The sequence below is a fragment of the Variovorax paradoxus genome (genome assembly GCF_009755665.1).
GTDB classification, from domain to species: domain Bacteria; phylum Pseudomonadota; class Gammaproteobacteria; order Burkholderiales; family Burkholderiaceae_C; genus Variovorax; species Variovorax paradoxus_G.
This window is the reverse complement of sequence record NZ_CP046622.1, coordinates 832722-848853: the sequence shown is the minus strand read 5'-3', so window position 1 is coordinate 848853 and position 16132 is coordinate 832722. Positions and strand designations below refer to the sequence as shown.

Sequence of the window (16132 nt, the reverse complement as noted above, 5' to 3'; positions counted from 1 at the left end):
TTTCCTTCTCCTCATTGATTCACTGAAGAAGTCATGGCATTTCCTTTTTCCCGCTCCCTTCGCAATCCCGCGCGCCGCGCGCTCATCGCCCTGGCGCTTCCGCTGGTGGCAGGCGCCGCCTTCGCGCAAGCCTGGCCGGCCAAGCCGATCACCGTGGTCGTGCCCTTTCCGCCCGGCGGCCCGACCGACGTGGCCACGCGCATCGTGGCGCAGAAGATGTCGCAGGGCCTGAAGCAGAACATCCTCATCGACAACCGCAGCGGCGCCTCGGGCACCATCGGCGCGGCGGCGGCCGCCAAGGCCGCGCCCGACGGCTACACCTTCGTGATGCTGGCCACGCCCACGCTGCTGGCCGCGCACCTGTACGGCCAGACGCCCTACGACATCTTCAAGAGCTTCACGCCCGTGGGCACGGTGTACGACCTGCCGATCGTGATGGTGGTCAACCCGAAGTCGCTGCCCGAAGTCACCGGCCTGCAAGGCCTCATTGCCAAGGCCAAGGCCGAAGGCGGCAAGCTCAACTACACGACCGCGGGCGCCGGCAGCTTCGGCCACCTGACGACCGAGCAGCTCAAGAACATCGGCAAGTTCGACATGCAGCACGTGCCCTACCGCGGCAGCGCGCCGGCCGTGACCGACCTGATCGGCGGGCAGGTGCCGGCCATGTTCTCTGACCTGGTGGCGGTAATGCCGCACATCCGCGCCGGCACGCTGCGCGCCATTGCGGTCGGTTCGGGCAAGCGCGTGAGCCTGCTGCCCGACGTGAAGACGGTGGCCGAACAGGGCTTCCCGGGCTTCGATGCCACCTCGTGGGGCGGCCTGCTCGCGCCCGCGGGCACGCCCAAGGACGTGGTCGACCGCATGAGCGCCGAACTGAAGACGGCGCTGGCCGACAAGGAAGTGCAGGACAAGCTCGAAAGCGTCGGCTCCTTCGCGGCCTACGGCACACCCGAGCAGACGGGTACGCGCATGCGCCAGGATTTCGAGCGCTGGGGCAAGGTCATTCGCGACAACAAGATCACGAACCAGTAAAACAGCGCTTCGCAGGCGGCCGGCAAGAAGACGACATCAGGAGACACGCATGGCAGACAGCAAGAAGACGACGGTGGGCGGCGAGCCGTTCCGCCCCCTGTTTCCGGTGCGCAGCCTGGCCGATATCCGGCGGCTCGAGGAAACGCCGCTCGCGGAGGCGCTGACGGTGCGCAGCACCTACGAGATCTTTCGCAACGCGGGCGCGGCCTTCGGCGGCAAGACGGCGCTCACCTTCCTGCGCACCGGCAACCCGGCCGATGAGCCGATCCGCTGGTCGTACGCCGATTTGCTCGCGGGCATCCACCAGACCGCGAACATGCTGCATGCGCTGGGGGTGGGCCCCCAAGACGCGGTGGCGGTGCTGCTGCCGGGCTGCCTCGAATACCACCTTGCGCTCTGGGGCGGCGAGGCGGCCGGCATCGTGCAGCCGCTCAATCCGCTGCTCACCGACGAGAAGCTGGTGGCGCTGATGACCGCCGGCCGCGCCAAGGTGCTGATCGCCTACGGCTCGGACAGCGAATCGGGCATGTGGTCGAAGGCCATGCGGTTGCGCAGCCAGGTGCCGACGCTCACCACCGTGGTTCGCGTGGCGCCGCACGACGAGGCGCCGGGCGCCTCGGGCGCATTGCCCGAAGGCGTCGCCGACTTCAACGCGCTGCGCGCCGCGCAGCCTTCGGACCGCCTCGTGAGCGGCCGCGACATTGCACCCACCGACATTGCCGCCTACTTTCACACCGGCGGCACCACCGGCGCACCCAAGCTCGCGCGCCACAGCCACGGCGCGCAGGTGTTCACCGCCTGGGCCAGCGTGCAGGTCGCGGGCATGAACGACCAGGGCATCTCGATCAACGGCTATCCGCTGTTTCACGTGGCGGGCGTGCTGCCGGCCTCGCTCGCTTCGCTCTCTGCCGGAGTGGAAGTGATCATTCCGACGACCTCGCTGCTGCGCAACAAGGAGGTGCTTGCCAACTATTGGAAGATGGTCGAAAAGTACCGGCCCACCTCGCTCTCGGCCGTGCCCACGGTGCTGGCCGCATTGGCGAACGTGCCGCTGGACGGCGCCGACATCTCGTCGATCGGCTACTGCCGCACGGGCGCCGCCGTGCTCTCGCCGGAACTGGCCGCGCGCTTCGAGCGGCTGTTCGGCCTGCATGTGCACGAAAGCCTGGGCATGACCGAGATGGCTGGCATCTCGACCATCACGCCGCCCGGCGTGGACGGGCCGGCGGGCTGCGTCGGGTTTCCGCTGCCGTATATGCAGATGCGCATCGTGGCGCTCGACGAAAACGGCAACGCGAGCGACCGCGACCTGCCGCCGGGCGAACAGGGCATGGTGCTGTTCAAGTCGCCCAACCTGTTCTCGGGCTTTGTCGATCCGGCGGACAACGCCAAGGCCTTCACGGCCGACGGCTGGCTTGCGACCGGCGACCTGGGCTGGATCGACGGCGAGGGGCGGCTCAACCTGAGCGGCCGTTCGAAGGACCTGATCATCCGCAGCGGCCACAACATCGATCCCAAGGTGATCGAGGACGCGCTGGGCGCGCATCCGGCGGTGCAGCTGTGCGCGGCGGTGGGTGCGCCCGATGCCTATGCGGGCGAGCTGCCGGTGGTGTTCGCGACGCTGGTGCCGGGTGCATCGGCAACGGAAGACGAGCTGCTGGCCTTTACCGCCGCGCGTGTGGACGAGGCACCCGCCAAACCCAAGTCGGTGATCGTCATCGAGAACATGCCGATGACCAACGTCGGCAAGATCTACAAGCCCGAGCTGCGCGCGATGGCGGCCAGCCGCGTGGTAGCCGCGGCCGTCGAGCAGGCCTGCGGCGAGCTTGGCGTCCGCGCAGAGGCCAGGCCGCTTACCGCCCATGAGGGCGAGCGCCTGGTGCAGGTGCGCATCGATGCCGGCGCCGCGGGCGCACTTGCGGGGCCGCTGCGGCAAAAGATCGAGGCGGCACTGGCGCCACTGCCGTTCAAGACCGGGGTGCTCACCGAATAGCCCGGAATCACCTTGGCTGGCGGCACGCGCATAAAAACAAATCAACCATCGGAGACATCGAGAACATGAACAACGCCACATTCACCACCACCCGCCGAGCCCTGCACGGCCTTGCCATTGCATCGCTCGCGCTCACGGGCACCACCGCCAGCTGGGCGCAGACCTATCCGGCCAAGCCGATCCGCATGGTGGTGCCCTTTGCCCCGGGCGGCGCAACCGACGTGCTGGCCCGCGTGATCGGCGAGAAGATGGCCGCCGGGCTGGGCCAGCCGGTCATCATCGACAACAAGCCCGGCGCCGCCGGCATCATCGGCACCGACGCCGTGGCCAAGGCGCCGCCCGATGGCTACACCCTGGTGCTGGCGCTGAGCAATTCGCTGCTGACCAACCAGTTCCTCTACCAGAAGCTGCCCTACGACACGCAGCGCGACCTCACGTTGGTCTACCAGATTGCCACCGCGCCGCTGGTGCTGGTGGTGCACCCCAGCGTGCCGGTGAAGAACGGGCCGGAGCTCTTGAAGTACGTGGCCGCCAACAAGGGCAAGGTGGCCTACGGCTCGTATGGCGTGGGCGCGTATCCGCACTTGGCCGGCGCGCACATGAGCCTTACGCAGAAGGCCGAGATGAACCACGTGGCCTACAAGGGCGAGTCGCCGATGCTGCAGGACCTGATCGGCGGCCAGATCCAGATGGCCTTTGCCAGCGCGCTGGTGGCCAAGCCGCACATCGAGGCGGGCAAGCTCAAGGCCGTTGGCGTGAGCGGCGAGCGCCGCATGGCCACGCTGCCCGACGTGCCGACGCTGGCCGAGCAGGGACTGGGCGATGAGGCCTACCGGGTGGCGGGCTGGCTTGCCATTGCCATGCCTGCCGGCACGCCCAAGCCGATCGTGCAGCGCATTGCCGAAGAAGTGGGCAAGGCCACGCGCCAGCCCGATGTGCAGGCGCGCGTGGCGGCCATGGGCTTCGACCTGAAGGAAAGCTCGCCGGAGGCCTTTGCCGCCGTGTACAAGAAGGAAAGCCCGATCTGGGAGCGCCTGATCAAGGATTCGGGCGCCAAGCTCGAGTAGCCCGTTTCGACAGGGGTGGAGGGAGGCGGAACCGGGCCGCAGCTTAGGAAAACCCCGATGAACGGATGGACATGGATCGTTACCATCCATAGCTGCTTTCCCCCTCCCTCTCGATGACCACTCCCAACGAGTCCGGCCCGGTGCTGGACGCCGCCAGCCCCCTTCCCCCAGACATCGAAGCCGCCGACGAGCCCACCAAGGTGCCGCTTGCCATCGAGGACTGGCTCACCGTGATCATCATGGGCGCGCTGGCGCTCATCACCTTTGCCAACGTGCTGGTGCGCTATTTCACCGATTCATCCTTTGCGTGGACGGAGGAGTTCTCGGTCTTCCTGATGATCATGCTGGCGCTGGTGGCCGGCTCGGCCGCCGTGGCGCGAGACCGGCACATCCGCATCGAATACTTCTCGGAGAGCGGCTCGATGGCGCGGCGCAAGCGCCTGGCGCAATTCGGCGCGCTCATGATCGCCATTCTGTTCACGCTGATCGGGGCGCTCAGCATCCGCATGGTGTGGGACGACTACCGCTTCGACGAAACCACGCCCGGCATCGGCCTGCCGGCCTGGTGGTATTCGATGTGGCTGCCCATCGTTTCCTTCGCCATCGCGCTGCGCGCGGTGGGCCTGATGATCCGCCGCGGCCGCAAGGCGTACACCGGCGAGCAAAGCAAGAACGACAAAGGCGACGCATCGTGATCGCCACCCTGCTCTTCGTCGCCTTCGTTGCGATGATGCTGGTGGGCGTGCCCATTGGCGCCGCGCTCGGCCTGGCCGGCGCCGCCTGCATTGCACTGGCCAACAGCGACGCGCAGTGGTTCGGCTTGTTGGCCGTGCCGCAGAACTTCTATGCTGGCCTGGGCAAGTACCCGCTGCTGGCCATTCCGATGTTCGTGCTGGTGGGCTCGATCTTCGACCGCTCGGGCGTGGCGCTGCGGCTCGTGAACTTTGCGGTGGCCATCGTCGGGCGCGGCCCCGGCATGCTGCCGCTGGTGGCGATTGCGGTGGCCATGTTCCTCGGCGGCATCTCGGGCTCGGGCCCAGCCAATGCCGCCGCCGTGGGCGCGGTGATGATCGCGGCCATGTCGCGCGCGGGCTACCCTGCCGCCTTCTCGGCCAGCGTGGTGGGCGCCGCGGCGGCCACCGACATCCTGATTCCACCTTCGGTCGCGTTCATCGTGTACTCGGTGCTGGTGCCGGGTGCCTCGGTGCCGGCGCTGTTTGCGGCCGGCATGATCCCGGGCGTGATGGCCGGCCTGGCGCTGATGATTCCGGCCGTGCTGCTGGCCCGCCAGCACAAGATGGGCGCGCTCGAATCGACGCTGCCGCGCCCGCCGTTCTGGAAGAGTTTTCGCGAGGCAGTCTGGGGCCTGGCGGCGCCGGTGCTCATTCTGGGCGGCATGCGTGCGGGCTGGTTTACACCCACCGAAGCTGCGGTGGTGGCGGTGTTCTACGGCCTGTTCGTGGGCATGTGCGTGCACCGGACGATCAAGGTGCGCGACCTGTTCGTGATCTTGCGTGAATCGGGCGAGCTGTCGGCGGTGATCCTGCTGGTGGTGTCGCTCGCGGGGATTTTTGCGTATTCGCTCTCGACGCTGGGCATCATCGACCCGGTGACGCGCGCCATCGTGAATTCGGGCCTGGGCGAATACGGCATCCTGGCGTTGCTGATCCTGCTGCTGATCACGGTCGGCATGTTCCTGGACGGCGTGTCGATCTTCCTGATTTTCGTGCCGCTGTTGCTGCCGATCGTGCAGTACTACAAGTGGGACCCGGTGTGGTTCGGCGTGATCCTCACGCTCAAGGTCGCACTGGGCCAGTTCACGCCGCCGCTCGCGGTCAACCTGATGGTGTCGTGCCGCATTGCCAAGGTGCGCATGGAAGAAACCGTGCGGTGGGTGGGCTGGATGCTGTTCTCGATGTTCCTGGTGATGGTGCTGGTGATCGCGTTTCCTGAGCTCGCGCTTTGGTTGCCGCGCAAGCTGGGGTATTGAGATGCGACTCTGCTTCTCTTTGCTTCGTGCTGTTGGGTTACCGCCTTGTTCGGGGCGCGCACCCGCCGACGGGGTACCTTTCTCCGCGAATGTCCCCCGGCCTGCGGCCTCCTCCTTTATTTCGCTGCGCAAGGCACCCCGCCAGCGGGCGCGTTATACGGAGCGGTCGTTGATCAGCGGAGCACCAGCAGCGTGCCCAGGCGCACAGGGCATCGGGTGCTCCCCGCAGCGAAATAAAGGAGGAGGGGCGCAGCCCCGGGGGACATTCGCGGAGGGGAGTACCCGGTGGCCTGGGCACACGCCCTGAACAACAGCCCCCCCGAACAGCAGCCCCGAAACGCCCAACCGTTCCCCAAAACATCCACCGCTTAATTGTGTTCAGAAAACAAGGAGACCTCTCATGAAATTCCGCCGCACCCTCTTGGGCCTTGCCGCCGTAGCCACCGCCCTGGGCATGTTCTCGACCGGCGCCATGGCGCAGGCCGCCTACAAGCCCGAATACAAGATGTCCCTCGTGCTCGGCCCGCCCACGCCGTGGGGCCAGGCCGGAAAAATCTGGGCCGACCTCGTGAAGGAGCGTACCCAAGGCCGCATCAACATCAAGCTCTACCCCGGCGTCTCGCTCATCCAGGGCGACCAGACCCGCGAGTTCAGCGCGCTGCGCCAGGGCGTCATCGACATGGCCGTCGGCTCGACCATCAACTGGTCGCCGCAAGTCAAGCAGCTCAACCTCTTTTCCATGCCCTTCCTGATGCCCGACTACGCGGCCATCGATGCGCTCACCCAGGGCGAGGTCGGCAAGGACATGTTCAAGACCCTCGACAAGGCCGGCGTCGTGCCCCTTGCCTGGGGCGAGAACGGCTACCGCGAAATCACCAATTCCAAGAAGCCGATCAAGTCGCCTGAAGACTTGAAGGGCATGAAGATCCGCGTCGTCGGCTCGCCGATTTATTCCGACATGTTCACCGCGCTGGGCGCCAACCCCACGCAGATGAGCTGGGCCGACGCCCAGCCCGCACTCGCGAGCGGCGCGGTCGACGGGCAGGAGAACCCTCTCTTCCTGTTCACCGTGCTCAAGATGCAGAACGTGGGCCAGAAATTCGTCACCACCTGGGGCTACGTGGCCGATCCGCTGGTGTTCGTGGTCAACAAGGAGATCTGGGCTTCGTGGACGCCGGCTGACCAGGCCATCGTGCGCCAGGCCGCCATCGATGCCGGCCAGCAGGAGATTGCCATTGCGCGCAAGGGCCTGGTGGAGGCCGACAAGCCCGTGCTGAAGGACATTGCCGCCATGGGCGTGACCGTGACCCAGCTCACGCCCGCCGAGCGCGAAGCCTTTGTGAAGGCCACGCGGCCCGTGTACGAAAAGTGGAAGGGCACCGTGGGTGCCGACCTCGTGGCGAAGGCCGAAAAGGCCATCGCAGCACGCAAGAAGTAATTCAGTAGAGAGACAGCACCGGCGTCGTTTCAGGGTGCCGCCGCGACAATGTCGCGATGCACACCCTGATCATCGACACGGACCCCGGCGCGGACGATGTGATCGCGCTGCTGTTTGCCATGGCGGCGCCTGAAGCACTGAAGCTCCAGGCGCTGACCACGGTGGCCGGCAATGTTCCGCTGGCCAAGACCTCGCGCAACGCGCGCCTTGCCTGCGAATGGGCCGGCCGGACAGACGTTCCGGTGTACGCCGGCGCGGAGCGCCCACTGCAGCGCACGCCAATTCACGCGGCCAACATCCACGGCCGCGAAGGCATCACCGGCGTCGAGGTTCACGAGCCGGCCACGCCGCTGGCCGAAGGGCATGCGGTCGATTACCTCATTCGCACACTGCGCGAGGCGCCCGAGAAAAGCGTGACGCTCGCCATGCTCGGCCCGCAAACCAACCTTGCGCTGGCGCTTGGGCAAGCCCCGGACATCGTGCGCGGCTTGCGCGAGCTGGTGCTCATGGCCGGCGCGCACTTCAACGGCGGCAACATCACGCCGACCGCCGAGTTCAATGTGTTCGCCGATCCTCATGCGGCCGAGGCCGTGCTGAAAAGCGGCGTGCCGACGACGATGCTGCCGCTGGACGTGACGCACAAGATTCTCACGAGCGAGGAGCGCATCGCGCGGCTGCGTGGCATCGGCAACCGGGCCGGCGCCATCGTCGCCGACATCCTGGATGCCTACGCGCCGCAGGAAATGCGGCACTACGAAATGCCCGGCGGGCCGGTGCACGACGCCACCGTGATCGCCTACCTGCTGCAGCCCTCGCTCTTCAAGGGCAGGCTGGTCAACGTCGAAGTCGACAGCCGCGAGGGCATGGGCTTCGGCCAGACGGCAGCTGACTGGTACGGCAGCCTGAACCGCCCCGCCAATGCGAACTGGATTGTCGATGGCGATGCGCAGGGCTTTTTCGACCTGCTGACCGAACACATCGCACGGCTGCCCTGAGAACCCAGGCAATAAAAAAGCCACGCTGCGAACAGCGTGGCTTTTGCTTTTGGTGCCGCAGCGAATCGATCAGTGCTGCAGAATTTTGTTGAGAAAATCCTTCGTGCGCGGCTGGCGGTTTTCCGGGTGGCTGAAGAATTCGTCCTTCGGGCAGTCTTCCAGGATCTTGCCGCCCACGTCGATGAAGATCACGCGGCTGGCCACCTTGCGGGCAAAGGCCATTTCGTGCGTCACCACCATCATGGTCATGCCGTCCCTGGCCAGGCTCACCATCACGTCGAGCACTTCGCCGACCATTTCGGGGTCGAGCGCCGAAGTGGGTTCGTCGAACAGCATCACGATCGGGTCCATGCTGAGCGCACGGGCAATGGCCACGCGCTGCTGCTGGCCGCCCGAGAGCTGGCCCGGGAACTTGTCCTTGTGCGCCATCAGGCCCACGCGGTCGAGCATCTTCAGGCCGCGGGTCTTGGCTTCGTCGGGGCTGCGGCCGAGCACCTTGATCTGGGCGATCGTGAGGTTCTCGGTGACCGACAGGTGCGGAAACAGCTCGAAGTGCTGAAACACCATGCCGACCTTGGAGCGCAGCTTGGGCAGGTTGGTCTTGGGGTCGTGCAGCGGAATGCCGTTGACGGTGATCTCGCCCTTCTGGAAGGGCTCGAGCGCGTTCACGGTCTTGATGAGGGTGGACTTGCCCGAGCCCGAGGGCCCGCACACCACCACCACGTCGCCCTTGGAGATGCTCACCGAACAATCGTTGAGCACCTGCACCGGGCCATACCACTTGGAGACGTTCTTGATTTCAATCATTTTTTCGGACATTTCTTTCTCCGGTTCAGCCACTCAGCGAATGATGGCAATCTTCTTGTGGAGGCGCTTGACGAGCCACGACAAGGCATAGCACATGATGAAGTAAACGACGGCCGCGAGCAGGTAGGCCTCGATCGGGCGGCCGAAGTTCTTGCCCGCGGTCTCGAAGCCCTTGAGCATGTCGTACGCGCCGATGGCGTAGACCAGCGAGGTGTCCTGGAACAGGATGATGGTCTGCGTGAGCAGCACCGGCAGCATGTTGCGGAACGCCTGCGGCAGCACCACCAAGCGCATGTTCTGGCCGTAGGTCATGCCCACTGCCTGGCCCGCATACACCTGGCCGCGCGGAATCGACTGGATGCCCGCGCGCATGATCTCGCTGAAGTAGGCCGCCTCGAACGCGATGAAGGTGATCACGGCCGAGATTTCCGAGCGGTAGTTCGAGCCGATGGAGCCGAAGGCCGCGTAGAACGAGGCCGGCACCAAGAGGAAGAACCACAGGATGACCATCACCAGCGGAATGCTGCGCATGCCGTTGACGTAGATGGCGGCGGGCGCATCGAGCCACTTCTTGCCCGAGAGGCGCATGAGCGCCAGCACGGTGCCAAAGAGCACGCCGCCAATGGTGGCGACGATCGTCAGCATGATGCTGAAGTAGAAGCCCTTGACGACGAAGTTGCTGATGACTTCCCAGTTGTAGAACGACAGGTCGAGATTCATCATGTCAATGTCCCCCGCCGCCGCTGGCCGAGACGATGAAGCCCGGCACGCGCGTCTTCTTCTCGATGAAAGCCATGATGCGGTTGATTGCAAAGGCCGAGACCACGTAGAGCCCCGTTACCGCAAGGTACACCTCGATGCCGCGCGAGGTTTCTTCCTGCGCCTGCATGGCGAACATCGTGAGTTCGGTCACCGACACGGCGAACGCCACCGACGAGTTCTTGAAGATGTTCATCGTTTCGCTCGTGAGCGGCGGAATGATGATGCGGTAGGCCATTGGCAAAATGACGTAGCGGTAGTACTGCGGCGTGGTAAAGCCCACCGCCATGCCCGCATAGCGCTGGCCCTTGGGCAGCGCCTGAATACCCGAGCGCACCTGCTCGGCAATACGCGCCGAGGTAAAGAAGCCCAGCGCCAGCACCACCAGCACGAAGCTCGGCACACCCTTCATGACCGGAATCAGCGCCGGAATGACGTGGTACCAGAGAAAGATCTGCACCAGCAGCGGAATGTTGCGGAACAGCTCGACCCAGGCATTGCCCAGGCGCACGAGCCAGGGGCTGTTGGGCAAGGTACGGATGATGCCGATCAGCGAACCCAGCACCAGCGCGACGATGAGCGCCAGCAGGGCCACCGACACGGTCCAGCCCCATGCGGACAGCATCCACTCCCAGTAGGTCGGGTACTTCCCGCCCGGGTCTTGCAAGAAGACCTGCCAATCCCAGTTTGATCCCATCGGGGACTCTCCTTCTTTCAGATTTCCAGACTGCCAGCTTGCAGAGGCCATGCCCGCGCGCCGCAGCATTGCGTTGCCTGCGAAAACAAACGCCCGCCGGGGGCGGCGGGCGTTGCGCGGATGACCTTCGTGGCGATTACTTCTTCGCGGCGTACTCTTCCATCGGCTTGTCGTTCGGGTTGGCCCAGGCCGTCTTGGTAGCTTCGGACAGGGGCAGGTTCACGGTGACGTTTGCCGGGGGAATCGGCTTCAGGAACCACTTGTCCCAGAGCTTGGCGAGTTCGCCGTTCTTGATCTGCGCCTTGATGCTGTCGTCCACCACCTTCTTGAAGGCGGCGTCGTCCTTGCGGATCATGATGGCGATGGGCTCGACGCTGAGCACTTCGCCCACGATCTTGTACTCGGCCGGCGACTTGGACTTGGCGATGTTCGAGGCCAGGATGGAACCGTCCATCACGAAGGCGTCGGCGCGGCCCGATTCGAGCAGCAGGAAGCTGTCGGAGTGGTCCTTGCCGTAGAGCTCCTTGAAGTCGATGCCGCCGGCGCGTTCGTTCTTGCGCAGCGTTTGCACCGACGTGGTGCCGGTGGTGGTGGCCACGGTCTTGCCGTTCAGGTCCTTGATGCTGTTGATGCCCGAGTTGGCCTTGACCGCAATGCGCACTTCCTCGACGTAGGTGGTCACGGCGAACGACACGTCCTTCTGGCGCGTGGCATTGTTGGTGGTGGAGCCGCACTCCAGGTCGACGGTGCCGTTTTGCACCAGGGGCACGCGGTTTTGCGAGGTCACGGGCTGGTACTTGGTTTCAAGCTTGGCCAGGCTGAGGTGCTTCTGGATGTCGCGAATGATGTTGGCGCAGACGTCGTAGTGGAAACCGGTGTACTGGCCGTTGCCCAGTGTGTAAGAAAGGCCGGAAGATTCCCGCACGCCTTCGGTGATGGTGCCCGAGGCCTTGATCTTGGCCAGGGTGTCATTGGCCTGTGCAAACGCGCTGCCGGCAGCCACGGCTGCGATTGCCAATGCCAATACTTGCTTTTTCATACGGAAAACTCCTGAGGTGACTGGAAGATACAGATACAACTAAATTTTAGACATTCAGGTCATGGGGAATACCCGGGCCAACCCGGTGCATTCTCGATGACGTGTGCACCGGCCCCGCGCATCGCGGTTCCGTCGTGGTGCAGAGGTACCCATTGGCATTGTCCGACTTTCACTAAGCAGCCTTTGTGCCCGAGGGCTCGGCAGCCGGCGGCACCGGTGCGGCCAAGCGCACGGGCTGGGTCAGATTTTCGGGCACGAGCAGCGCGTCCATCTCGGCGCGCGTCATGATGCCCAGCGATTCGGCCACCAGGTCGATGGGCCCACCGGTGGCGAGCGCGGTCTTGGCGATGAGCGCCGCCTTTTCGTAGCCGATGAGGGGATTGAGCGCAGTAACCAGCGTGACCGATTCCCGCACCCTTTTGGCCAGGAACTCGCGGTTCGCCTCGATGCCTTCGACGCAGTTCTGCCGCAGCGTGATGCAGGCATTGCTCAGGTGCCGGATGCTCTTGAACAGGCTCCACCCCATGATGGGCTCGAAGGCATTGAGCTGCAGTTGGCCGGCTTCCGACGCCATGGTGACCGTGATGTCGTTGCCGATCACCTCGAACGCCACCTGGTTCATGACTTCCGGAATCACCGGATTGACCTTGCCCGGCATGATCGACGAACCGGCCTGGCGCGCCGGCAGCCGGATTTCTCCAAAGCCCGCCTGCGGGCCGCTGGACAGCAGCCGCAAGTCGTTGCAGGTCTTGCTGAGCTTGGTGGCCACCCGCTTGAGCACGCCCGAAAGCTGCACGAAGGCACCGGTGTCCTGCGTGGCCTCGATGAGGTTGGCCGCCTGCTTCAGCGGCACGCCGCTTTGCTCGGCCAGGTACTGGCAGGCCAGATTGGCATAGCCGTGCGGGGCGTTGATGCCGGTGCCGATGGCAGTGGCGCCGAGGTTGATTTCCTCGATGAGCGCGCGCGCCTCACCGAGCCGGGCCTCGTCTTCCCCGATCATGATCGCGTAGGTCAGGAACTCCTGGCCCAGCGTCATGGGCACCGCATCTTGCAGCTGGGTGCGGCCGATCTTGAGGATGTCCTTGAATTCGAGTGCCTTGGCTTCGAAGCTCTTGCGCAGCGCCGCCATGGATTCGAGCAGTTTGTCGATCGCAAACCACAGCGCCAGCCGCACCGCGGTGGGATAGACGTCGTTGGTGCTCTGCGACGCGTTGACGTGGTCGTTGGGGTGCAGCACGTCGTAGCGGCCTTTTTCGTGGCCGAGCTTCTCGAGCGCGAGGTTGCAGATCACCTCGTTGGCGTTCATGTTGGTCGAGGTGCCGGCGCCGCCCTGGATCACATCGACCACGAACTCGTCGAGCAGCTTGCCTTCCACCAGGTCGTCGCAGGCCAGGATGATGGCGGCGGCGCGGTCGCGGTCGATGGCGCCCAGGTCGGCATTGGCGCGTGTGGCGGCCTTCTTCACCATGGCCAGCGCGCGCACCAGGTCGGGCATGGCCGACACGCGGGTGCCGGAGATCGCAAAGTTCTCGACGGCACGCGCCGTGTGCACTCCCCAGTAGGCGAAGGCAGGAATCTGCTTTTCGCCGAGGAAGTCGTGTTCGGTCCTGAAATTGGGGCTCATACAGGTTCCTCGGCTAAAAAAAAGCACGCGGGTGGCGCGTGCCGGAAGACTTGCTGTGACAGCGATTCGAAAACTGCCGCGACTGTAGTGGCGGCCCGCCCGCAACGCCAATGCCGTTTGCGGGGGGCCTCATGCGCGGCATTTATAGATTGTGCAGCGCACAAATTCGGCGCGTCAACCATGTCAACGGGTCGGCTGGGCACCGACCAGGTACGACCACAGCGCATCGGCCGTGCGCTTGGGCTGCAGGCTTTCCAGGCCCGCTGCGGCCTTTGCGGAGCGGCCGTTGCCGGTCTTGACGGGGACGGGCGCACTCGGCCGCTCGCGATAGGCGCGGATTTCCATCGTCGCCTCCAGGCTGTCGATCTCGGGCGGCAGCGCGCTCACCAGCTTGCGCGCCTTGATCTCCTTGCGCACCGCGCTTTGCGGCAGAAAGGCGATGCCGTGGCCTTCGAGCGCCATGACCTTCAGGCCTTCGGCCATGTCGGTTTCATAGACCCGGTCCAGGTGGATGGCCGTGCCCGATTCCTTGAGCAGCTGGTCGACCACACGGCCCAGGTAGGCGCCGGGCGCGTAGCCCAGGTAGGGCAGCGGCTGGCCGGGCCGGCCAGGCAAGCGAAAGCGCGGTGCGCCCTCGGCGTCGGCCTTGACCCATGGGGCCACGGTTTCCTCGCCCAGGCTGACCATTTCGTATTTGTTGGCGTCCAGCTGCAGCGGCTGCGAGGGGTGGTGATAGGCAATCAGCAGGTCGCAACTGCCTTCGACCAGGCGCAGCACGGCGTCGTGCACGTTGAGCGCGATGAGCCGGCTCTTGATGGGCCCGAAGTGCTCGCGCAAGCTGGTCACCCACGAGGGAAAGAAGGTGAAGGCGAGCGTGTGCGGCACCGCAATCTCGATCACGTCCTGCCCCGCGGCCGAATGGCCGCGCAACATGGCGCGGGTGCTCTGCAGCGATTGCAGCATCTCGATGGCCTGGCTGTAGAGCGTCTGGCCCGCGGGCGTGAGGCGCGTGGGGTAGGAGCTGCGGTCGACCAGGTCGGTGCCGGCCCAGCCCTCCAGCGCCTGGATGCGCCGCGAAAAAGCCGGCTGCGTGACATGCCTCAATTGGGCCGAGCGGCTGAAGCTGCGCGTTTCCGCCAGGCTGATGAAGTCTTCTAGCCACTTTGTTTCCATACGCGGCGATTATGCGAGCGCCGCGCCATACTGGGCGCCCCCTCCTTTTCCCGCACTCGCCATGCCTTTTGTCGACCTGCCCGGGCTGACCGCCACCGAACTGTCGCACCTGATCGGAAGCCGCAAGGTGTCCTGCCGCGAGGTGATGCAAGCCTCGCTGGCGCGCATCGAGGCGCTCAATCCGCGCTTCAACGCCATCGTTTCGCTGCGCGAACCCGAAGCCCTGCTGGCCGAAGCCAGCGAGCGCGACGCCGAACTGGCGCGCGGCGAGCGGCGCGGCTGGATGCACGGCTTTCCGCTGGCGGTGAAGGACCTGAGCCATGCCGCCGGCCTGCCGACCTCGATGGGCTCGCCGCTGTCGCCGCGCTCCCCGGCGCGCACCGACAGCCTGCACGTCGCGCGCATGCGGGCGTCCGGCGTCGTCGTGATCGGCAAGACCAACACGCCGGAATTCGGCCTGGGCTCGAACACCTACAACACGGTGTTCGGCATCACCAGCAACGCCTATGCGCCCGACCGCAGCGCCGGCGGCAGCAGCGGCGGCGCTGCGGTGGCGCTGGCCCTGGGCATGCTGCCGGTGGCCGACGGCAGCGACATGATGGGCTCGCTGCGCAACCCCGCCGCCTTCAACAACGTGATCGGCATGCGGCCTTCACGCGGCCGCGTGCCCGGCGATCCCGAGCAGGAATTGTTCTTCCAGCAACTGGGCACCGAAGGGCCGATGGCCCGCACCGTGGAAGACACCGCGCGGCTGCTGGCGGTGCAGGCGGGCTTCGACACGCGCGTGCCGCTGTCGTCGCCGCACGCCTTGCCCGCGCCCGATGCGCTGCAGCTCGACGACAACGTGGAAGGCCTGCGCGTGGGTTGGCTCGGCGGCATCTGGCCCGATCTGCCGCTGGCGCCGGGCATACGCGAGCTGGGCGAGCGCGCACTCGACACCTTTCGCGCCATCGGCTGCGAAGTGGAGCCCTGCACGCTCGACGTGCCGCGCGAGCACAACTGGAGCGCCTGGCTGCGCCTGCGGCAGCTGCTGGTGGGCGGCAAGCTCGGCGCGTACCTGAGCGACCCGAAGCTCTTTGCCCAGCTCAAGCCCGAGGCGCAGTGGGAAATCGAGCAGAGCCGCCACCTGGATGCGGCGTCGCTCTACCAGGCTTCGGTCTATCGCTCGAACGTGTACCGCGCGTTCCTCAGGCTCTTCGAGCGCTTCGACTTCGTGCTGGCGCCGTCGGCGCAGGTGTTTCCTTTCGATGCCGAGCTGCACTGGCCCGCCGAAGTGGCCGGCGTGCCGAGCGACACGTATCACCGCTGGATGGAGATCGTGACGCCGTTCACGCTGGCCGGCCTGCCCACGCTGAACGTGCGCGCGGGATTCGGCGAGGGTGGTTTGCCGATGGGCCTGCAGCTGGCCGGGCCGATCCATGCGGATCTTGGCGTGCTGCGGCTGGGGCATGTGTACGACCAAGCCTGCGGCTGGGGCGCCCAGCGCCCCGCGGTTTTGGGCTGACTCCCTCCCCTCCC

14 protein-coding genes are annotated in these 16132 nt (G+C 65.7%); 8 read left to right on the top strand and 6 right to left on the bottom strand.

The genetic code is table 11. From position 1 onward, the window contains the following. Positions 1 to 33: 33 nt before the first annotated feature. The 7 genes from GOQ09_RS03880 (at position 34) to GOQ09_RS03850 (ending at position 8515) form a co-directional block, all read left to right on the top strand. On the top strand, positions 34 to 1032 hold the full coding sequence (locus tag GOQ09_RS03880) for a Bug family tripartite tricarboxylate transporter substrate binding protein (RefSeq protein ID WP_157611970.1): 999 nt from the start codon (positions 34 to 36) through the stop codon (positions 1030 to 1032). 49 nt (positions 1033 to 1081) lie between these two features. After that, positions 1082 to 3025, top strand: coding sequence for an acyl-CoA synthetase (locus GOQ09_RS03875; protein ID WP_157611969.1), 1944 nt, complete (start codon positions 1082 to 1084; stop codon positions 3023 to 3025). 65 nt (positions 3026 to 3090) lie between these two features. Beyond that, complete coding sequence (locus GOQ09_RS03870) at positions 3091 to 4092, top strand: Bug family tripartite tricarboxylate transporter substrate binding protein (RefSeq protein ID WP_157611968.1); 1002 nt, start codon at positions 3091 to 3093, stop codon at positions 4090 to 4092. 113 nt (positions 4093 to 4205) lie between these two features. Then, positions 4206 to 4787 (top strand): TRAP transporter small permease, encoded by a 582-nt coding sequence (locus GOQ09_RS03865; RefSeq protein ID WP_157611967.1) that lies wholly within the window; start codon positions 4206 to 4208, stop codon positions 4785 to 4787. Further along, a complete protein-coding gene (locus tag GOQ09_RS03860) occupies positions 4784 to 6082 on the top strand; it encodes a TRAP transporter large permease (RefSeq protein WP_157611966.1) in 1299 nt (432 codons plus the stop codon). Before GOQ09_RS03865 ends, GOQ09_RS03860 begins: the two co-directional genes overlap by 4 nt. Before the next feature lie 400 nt (positions 6083 to 6482). Next, positions 6483 to 7520, top strand: a complete 1038-nt coding sequence (locus GOQ09_RS03855; protein WP_157611965.1) for a DctP family TRAP transporter solute-binding subunit — start codon at positions 6483 to 6485, stop codon at positions 7518 to 7520. Positions 7521 to 7576: 56 nt separating this feature from the next. Continuing rightward, on the top strand, positions 7577 to 8515 hold the full coding sequence (locus GOQ09_RS03850; RefSeq protein ID WP_157611964.1) for a nucleoside hydrolase: 939 nt from the start codon (positions 7577 to 7579) through the stop codon (positions 8513 to 8515). Between the two features lie 69 nt (positions 8516 to 8584). On the opposite strand, the gene GOQ09_RS03845 is transcribed toward GOQ09_RS03850, so the two are convergent. From GOQ09_RS03845 to GOQ09_RS03820, 6 genes are all read right to left on the bottom strand, one after another. After that, entirely contained in the window at positions 8585 to 9322 is a 738-nt protein-coding gene (locus GOQ09_RS03845) for an amino acid ABC transporter ATP-binding protein (protein WP_157616571.1), read from the bottom strand. 33 nt (positions 9323 to 9355) lie between these two features. Then, complete coding sequence (locus GOQ09_RS03840) at positions 9356 to 10045, bottom strand: amino acid ABC transporter permease (RefSeq protein WP_157611963.1); 690 nt, start codon at positions 10043 to 10045, stop codon at positions 9356 to 9358. 1 nt (position 10046) lies between these two features. Next, positions 10047 to 10778 carry an amino acid ABC transporter permease gene (locus tag GOQ09_RS03835; RefSeq protein ID WP_157611962.1) on the bottom strand — a complete coding sequence of 244 codons (732 nt, stop codon included), beginning with the start codon at positions 10776 to 10778 and terminating at the stop codon, positions 10047 to 10049. 136 nt (positions 10779 to 10914) lie between these two features. Next, a complete protein-coding gene (locus GOQ09_RS03830) occupies positions 10915 to 11817 on the bottom strand; it encodes an amino acid ABC transporter substrate-binding protein (protein ID WP_157611961.1) in 903 nt (300 codons plus the stop codon). 172 nt (positions 11818 to 11989) lie between these two features. After that, on the bottom strand, positions 11990 to 13441 hold the full coding sequence (locus tag GOQ09_RS03825) for an aspartate ammonia-lyase (protein WP_157611960.1): 1452 nt from the start codon (positions 13439 to 13441) through the stop codon (positions 11990 to 11992). Between the two features lie 183 nt (positions 13442 to 13624). Beyond that, complete coding sequence (locus tag GOQ09_RS03820) at positions 13625 to 14614, bottom strand: LysR substrate-binding domain-containing protein (protein WP_157611959.1); 990 nt, start codon at positions 14612 to 14614, stop codon at positions 13625 to 13627. 61 nt (positions 14615 to 14675) lie between these two features. On the opposite strand from GOQ09_RS03820, the gene GOQ09_RS03815 reads away from it, so the two are divergent. Further along, positions 14676 to 16118 (top strand): amidase, encoded by a 1443-nt coding sequence (locus GOQ09_RS03815; RefSeq protein WP_157611958.1) that lies wholly within the window; start codon positions 14676 to 14678, stop codon positions 16116 to 16118. Positions 16119 to 16132: the final 14 nt, after the last annotated feature.

What these genes read in the sequence shown, in the direction of transcription:
- GOQ09_RS03840 (WP_157611963.1), bottom strand. Translation starts at nt 10,045, where the DNA reads ATGATGAATCTCGACCTGTCGTTCTACAACTGGGAAGTCATCAGCAAC.
- GOQ09_RS03855 (WP_157611965.1), top strand. Translation starts at nt 6,483, where the DNA reads ATGAAATTCCGCCGCACCCTCTTGGGCCTTGCCGCCGTAGCCACCGCC.
- GOQ09_RS03825 (WP_157611960.1), bottom strand. Translation starts at nt 13,441, where the DNA reads ATGAGCCCCAATTTCAGGACCGAACACGACTTCCTCGGCGAAAAGCAG.
- GOQ09_RS03815 (WP_157611958.1), top strand. Translation starts at nt 14,676, where the DNA reads ATGCCTTTTGTCGACCTGCCCGGGCTGACCGCCACCGAACTGTCGCAC.
- GOQ09_RS03850 (WP_157611964.1), top strand. Translation starts at nt 7,577, where the DNA reads ATGCACACCCTGATCATCGACACGGACCCCGGCGCGGACGATGTGATC.
- GOQ09_RS03880 (WP_157611970.1), top strand. Translation starts at nt 34, where the DNA reads ATGGCATTTCCTTTTTCCCGCTCCCTTCGCAATCCCGCGCGCCGCGCG.
- GOQ09_RS03870 (WP_157611968.1), top strand. Translation starts at nt 3,091, where the DNA reads ATGAACAACGCCACATTCACCACCACCCGCCGAGCCCTGCACGGCCTT.
- GOQ09_RS03820 (WP_157611959.1), bottom strand. Translation starts at nt 14,614, where the DNA reads ATGGAAACAAAGTGGCTAGAAGACTTCATCAGCCTGGCGGAAACGCGC.
- GOQ09_RS03830 (WP_157611961.1), bottom strand. Translation starts at nt 11,817, where the DNA reads ATGAAAAAGCAAGTATTGGCATTGGCAATCGCAGCCGTGGCTGCCGGC.
- GOQ09_RS03875 (WP_157611969.1), top strand. Translation starts at nt 1,082, where the DNA reads ATGGCAGACAGCAAGAAGACGACGGTGGGCGGCGAGCCGTTCCGCCCC.
- GOQ09_RS03865 (WP_157611967.1), top strand. Translation starts at nt 4,206, where the DNA reads ATGACCACTCCCAACGAGTCCGGCCCGGTGCTGGACGCCGCCAGCCCC.
- GOQ09_RS03845 (WP_157616571.1), bottom strand. Translation starts at nt 9,322, where the DNA reads ATGATTGAAATCAAGAACGTCTCCAAGTGGTATGGCCCGGTGCAGGTG.
- GOQ09_RS03835 (WP_157611962.1), bottom strand. Translation starts at nt 10,778, where the DNA reads ATGGGATCAAACTGGGATTGGCAGGTCTTCTTGCAAGACCCGGGCGGG.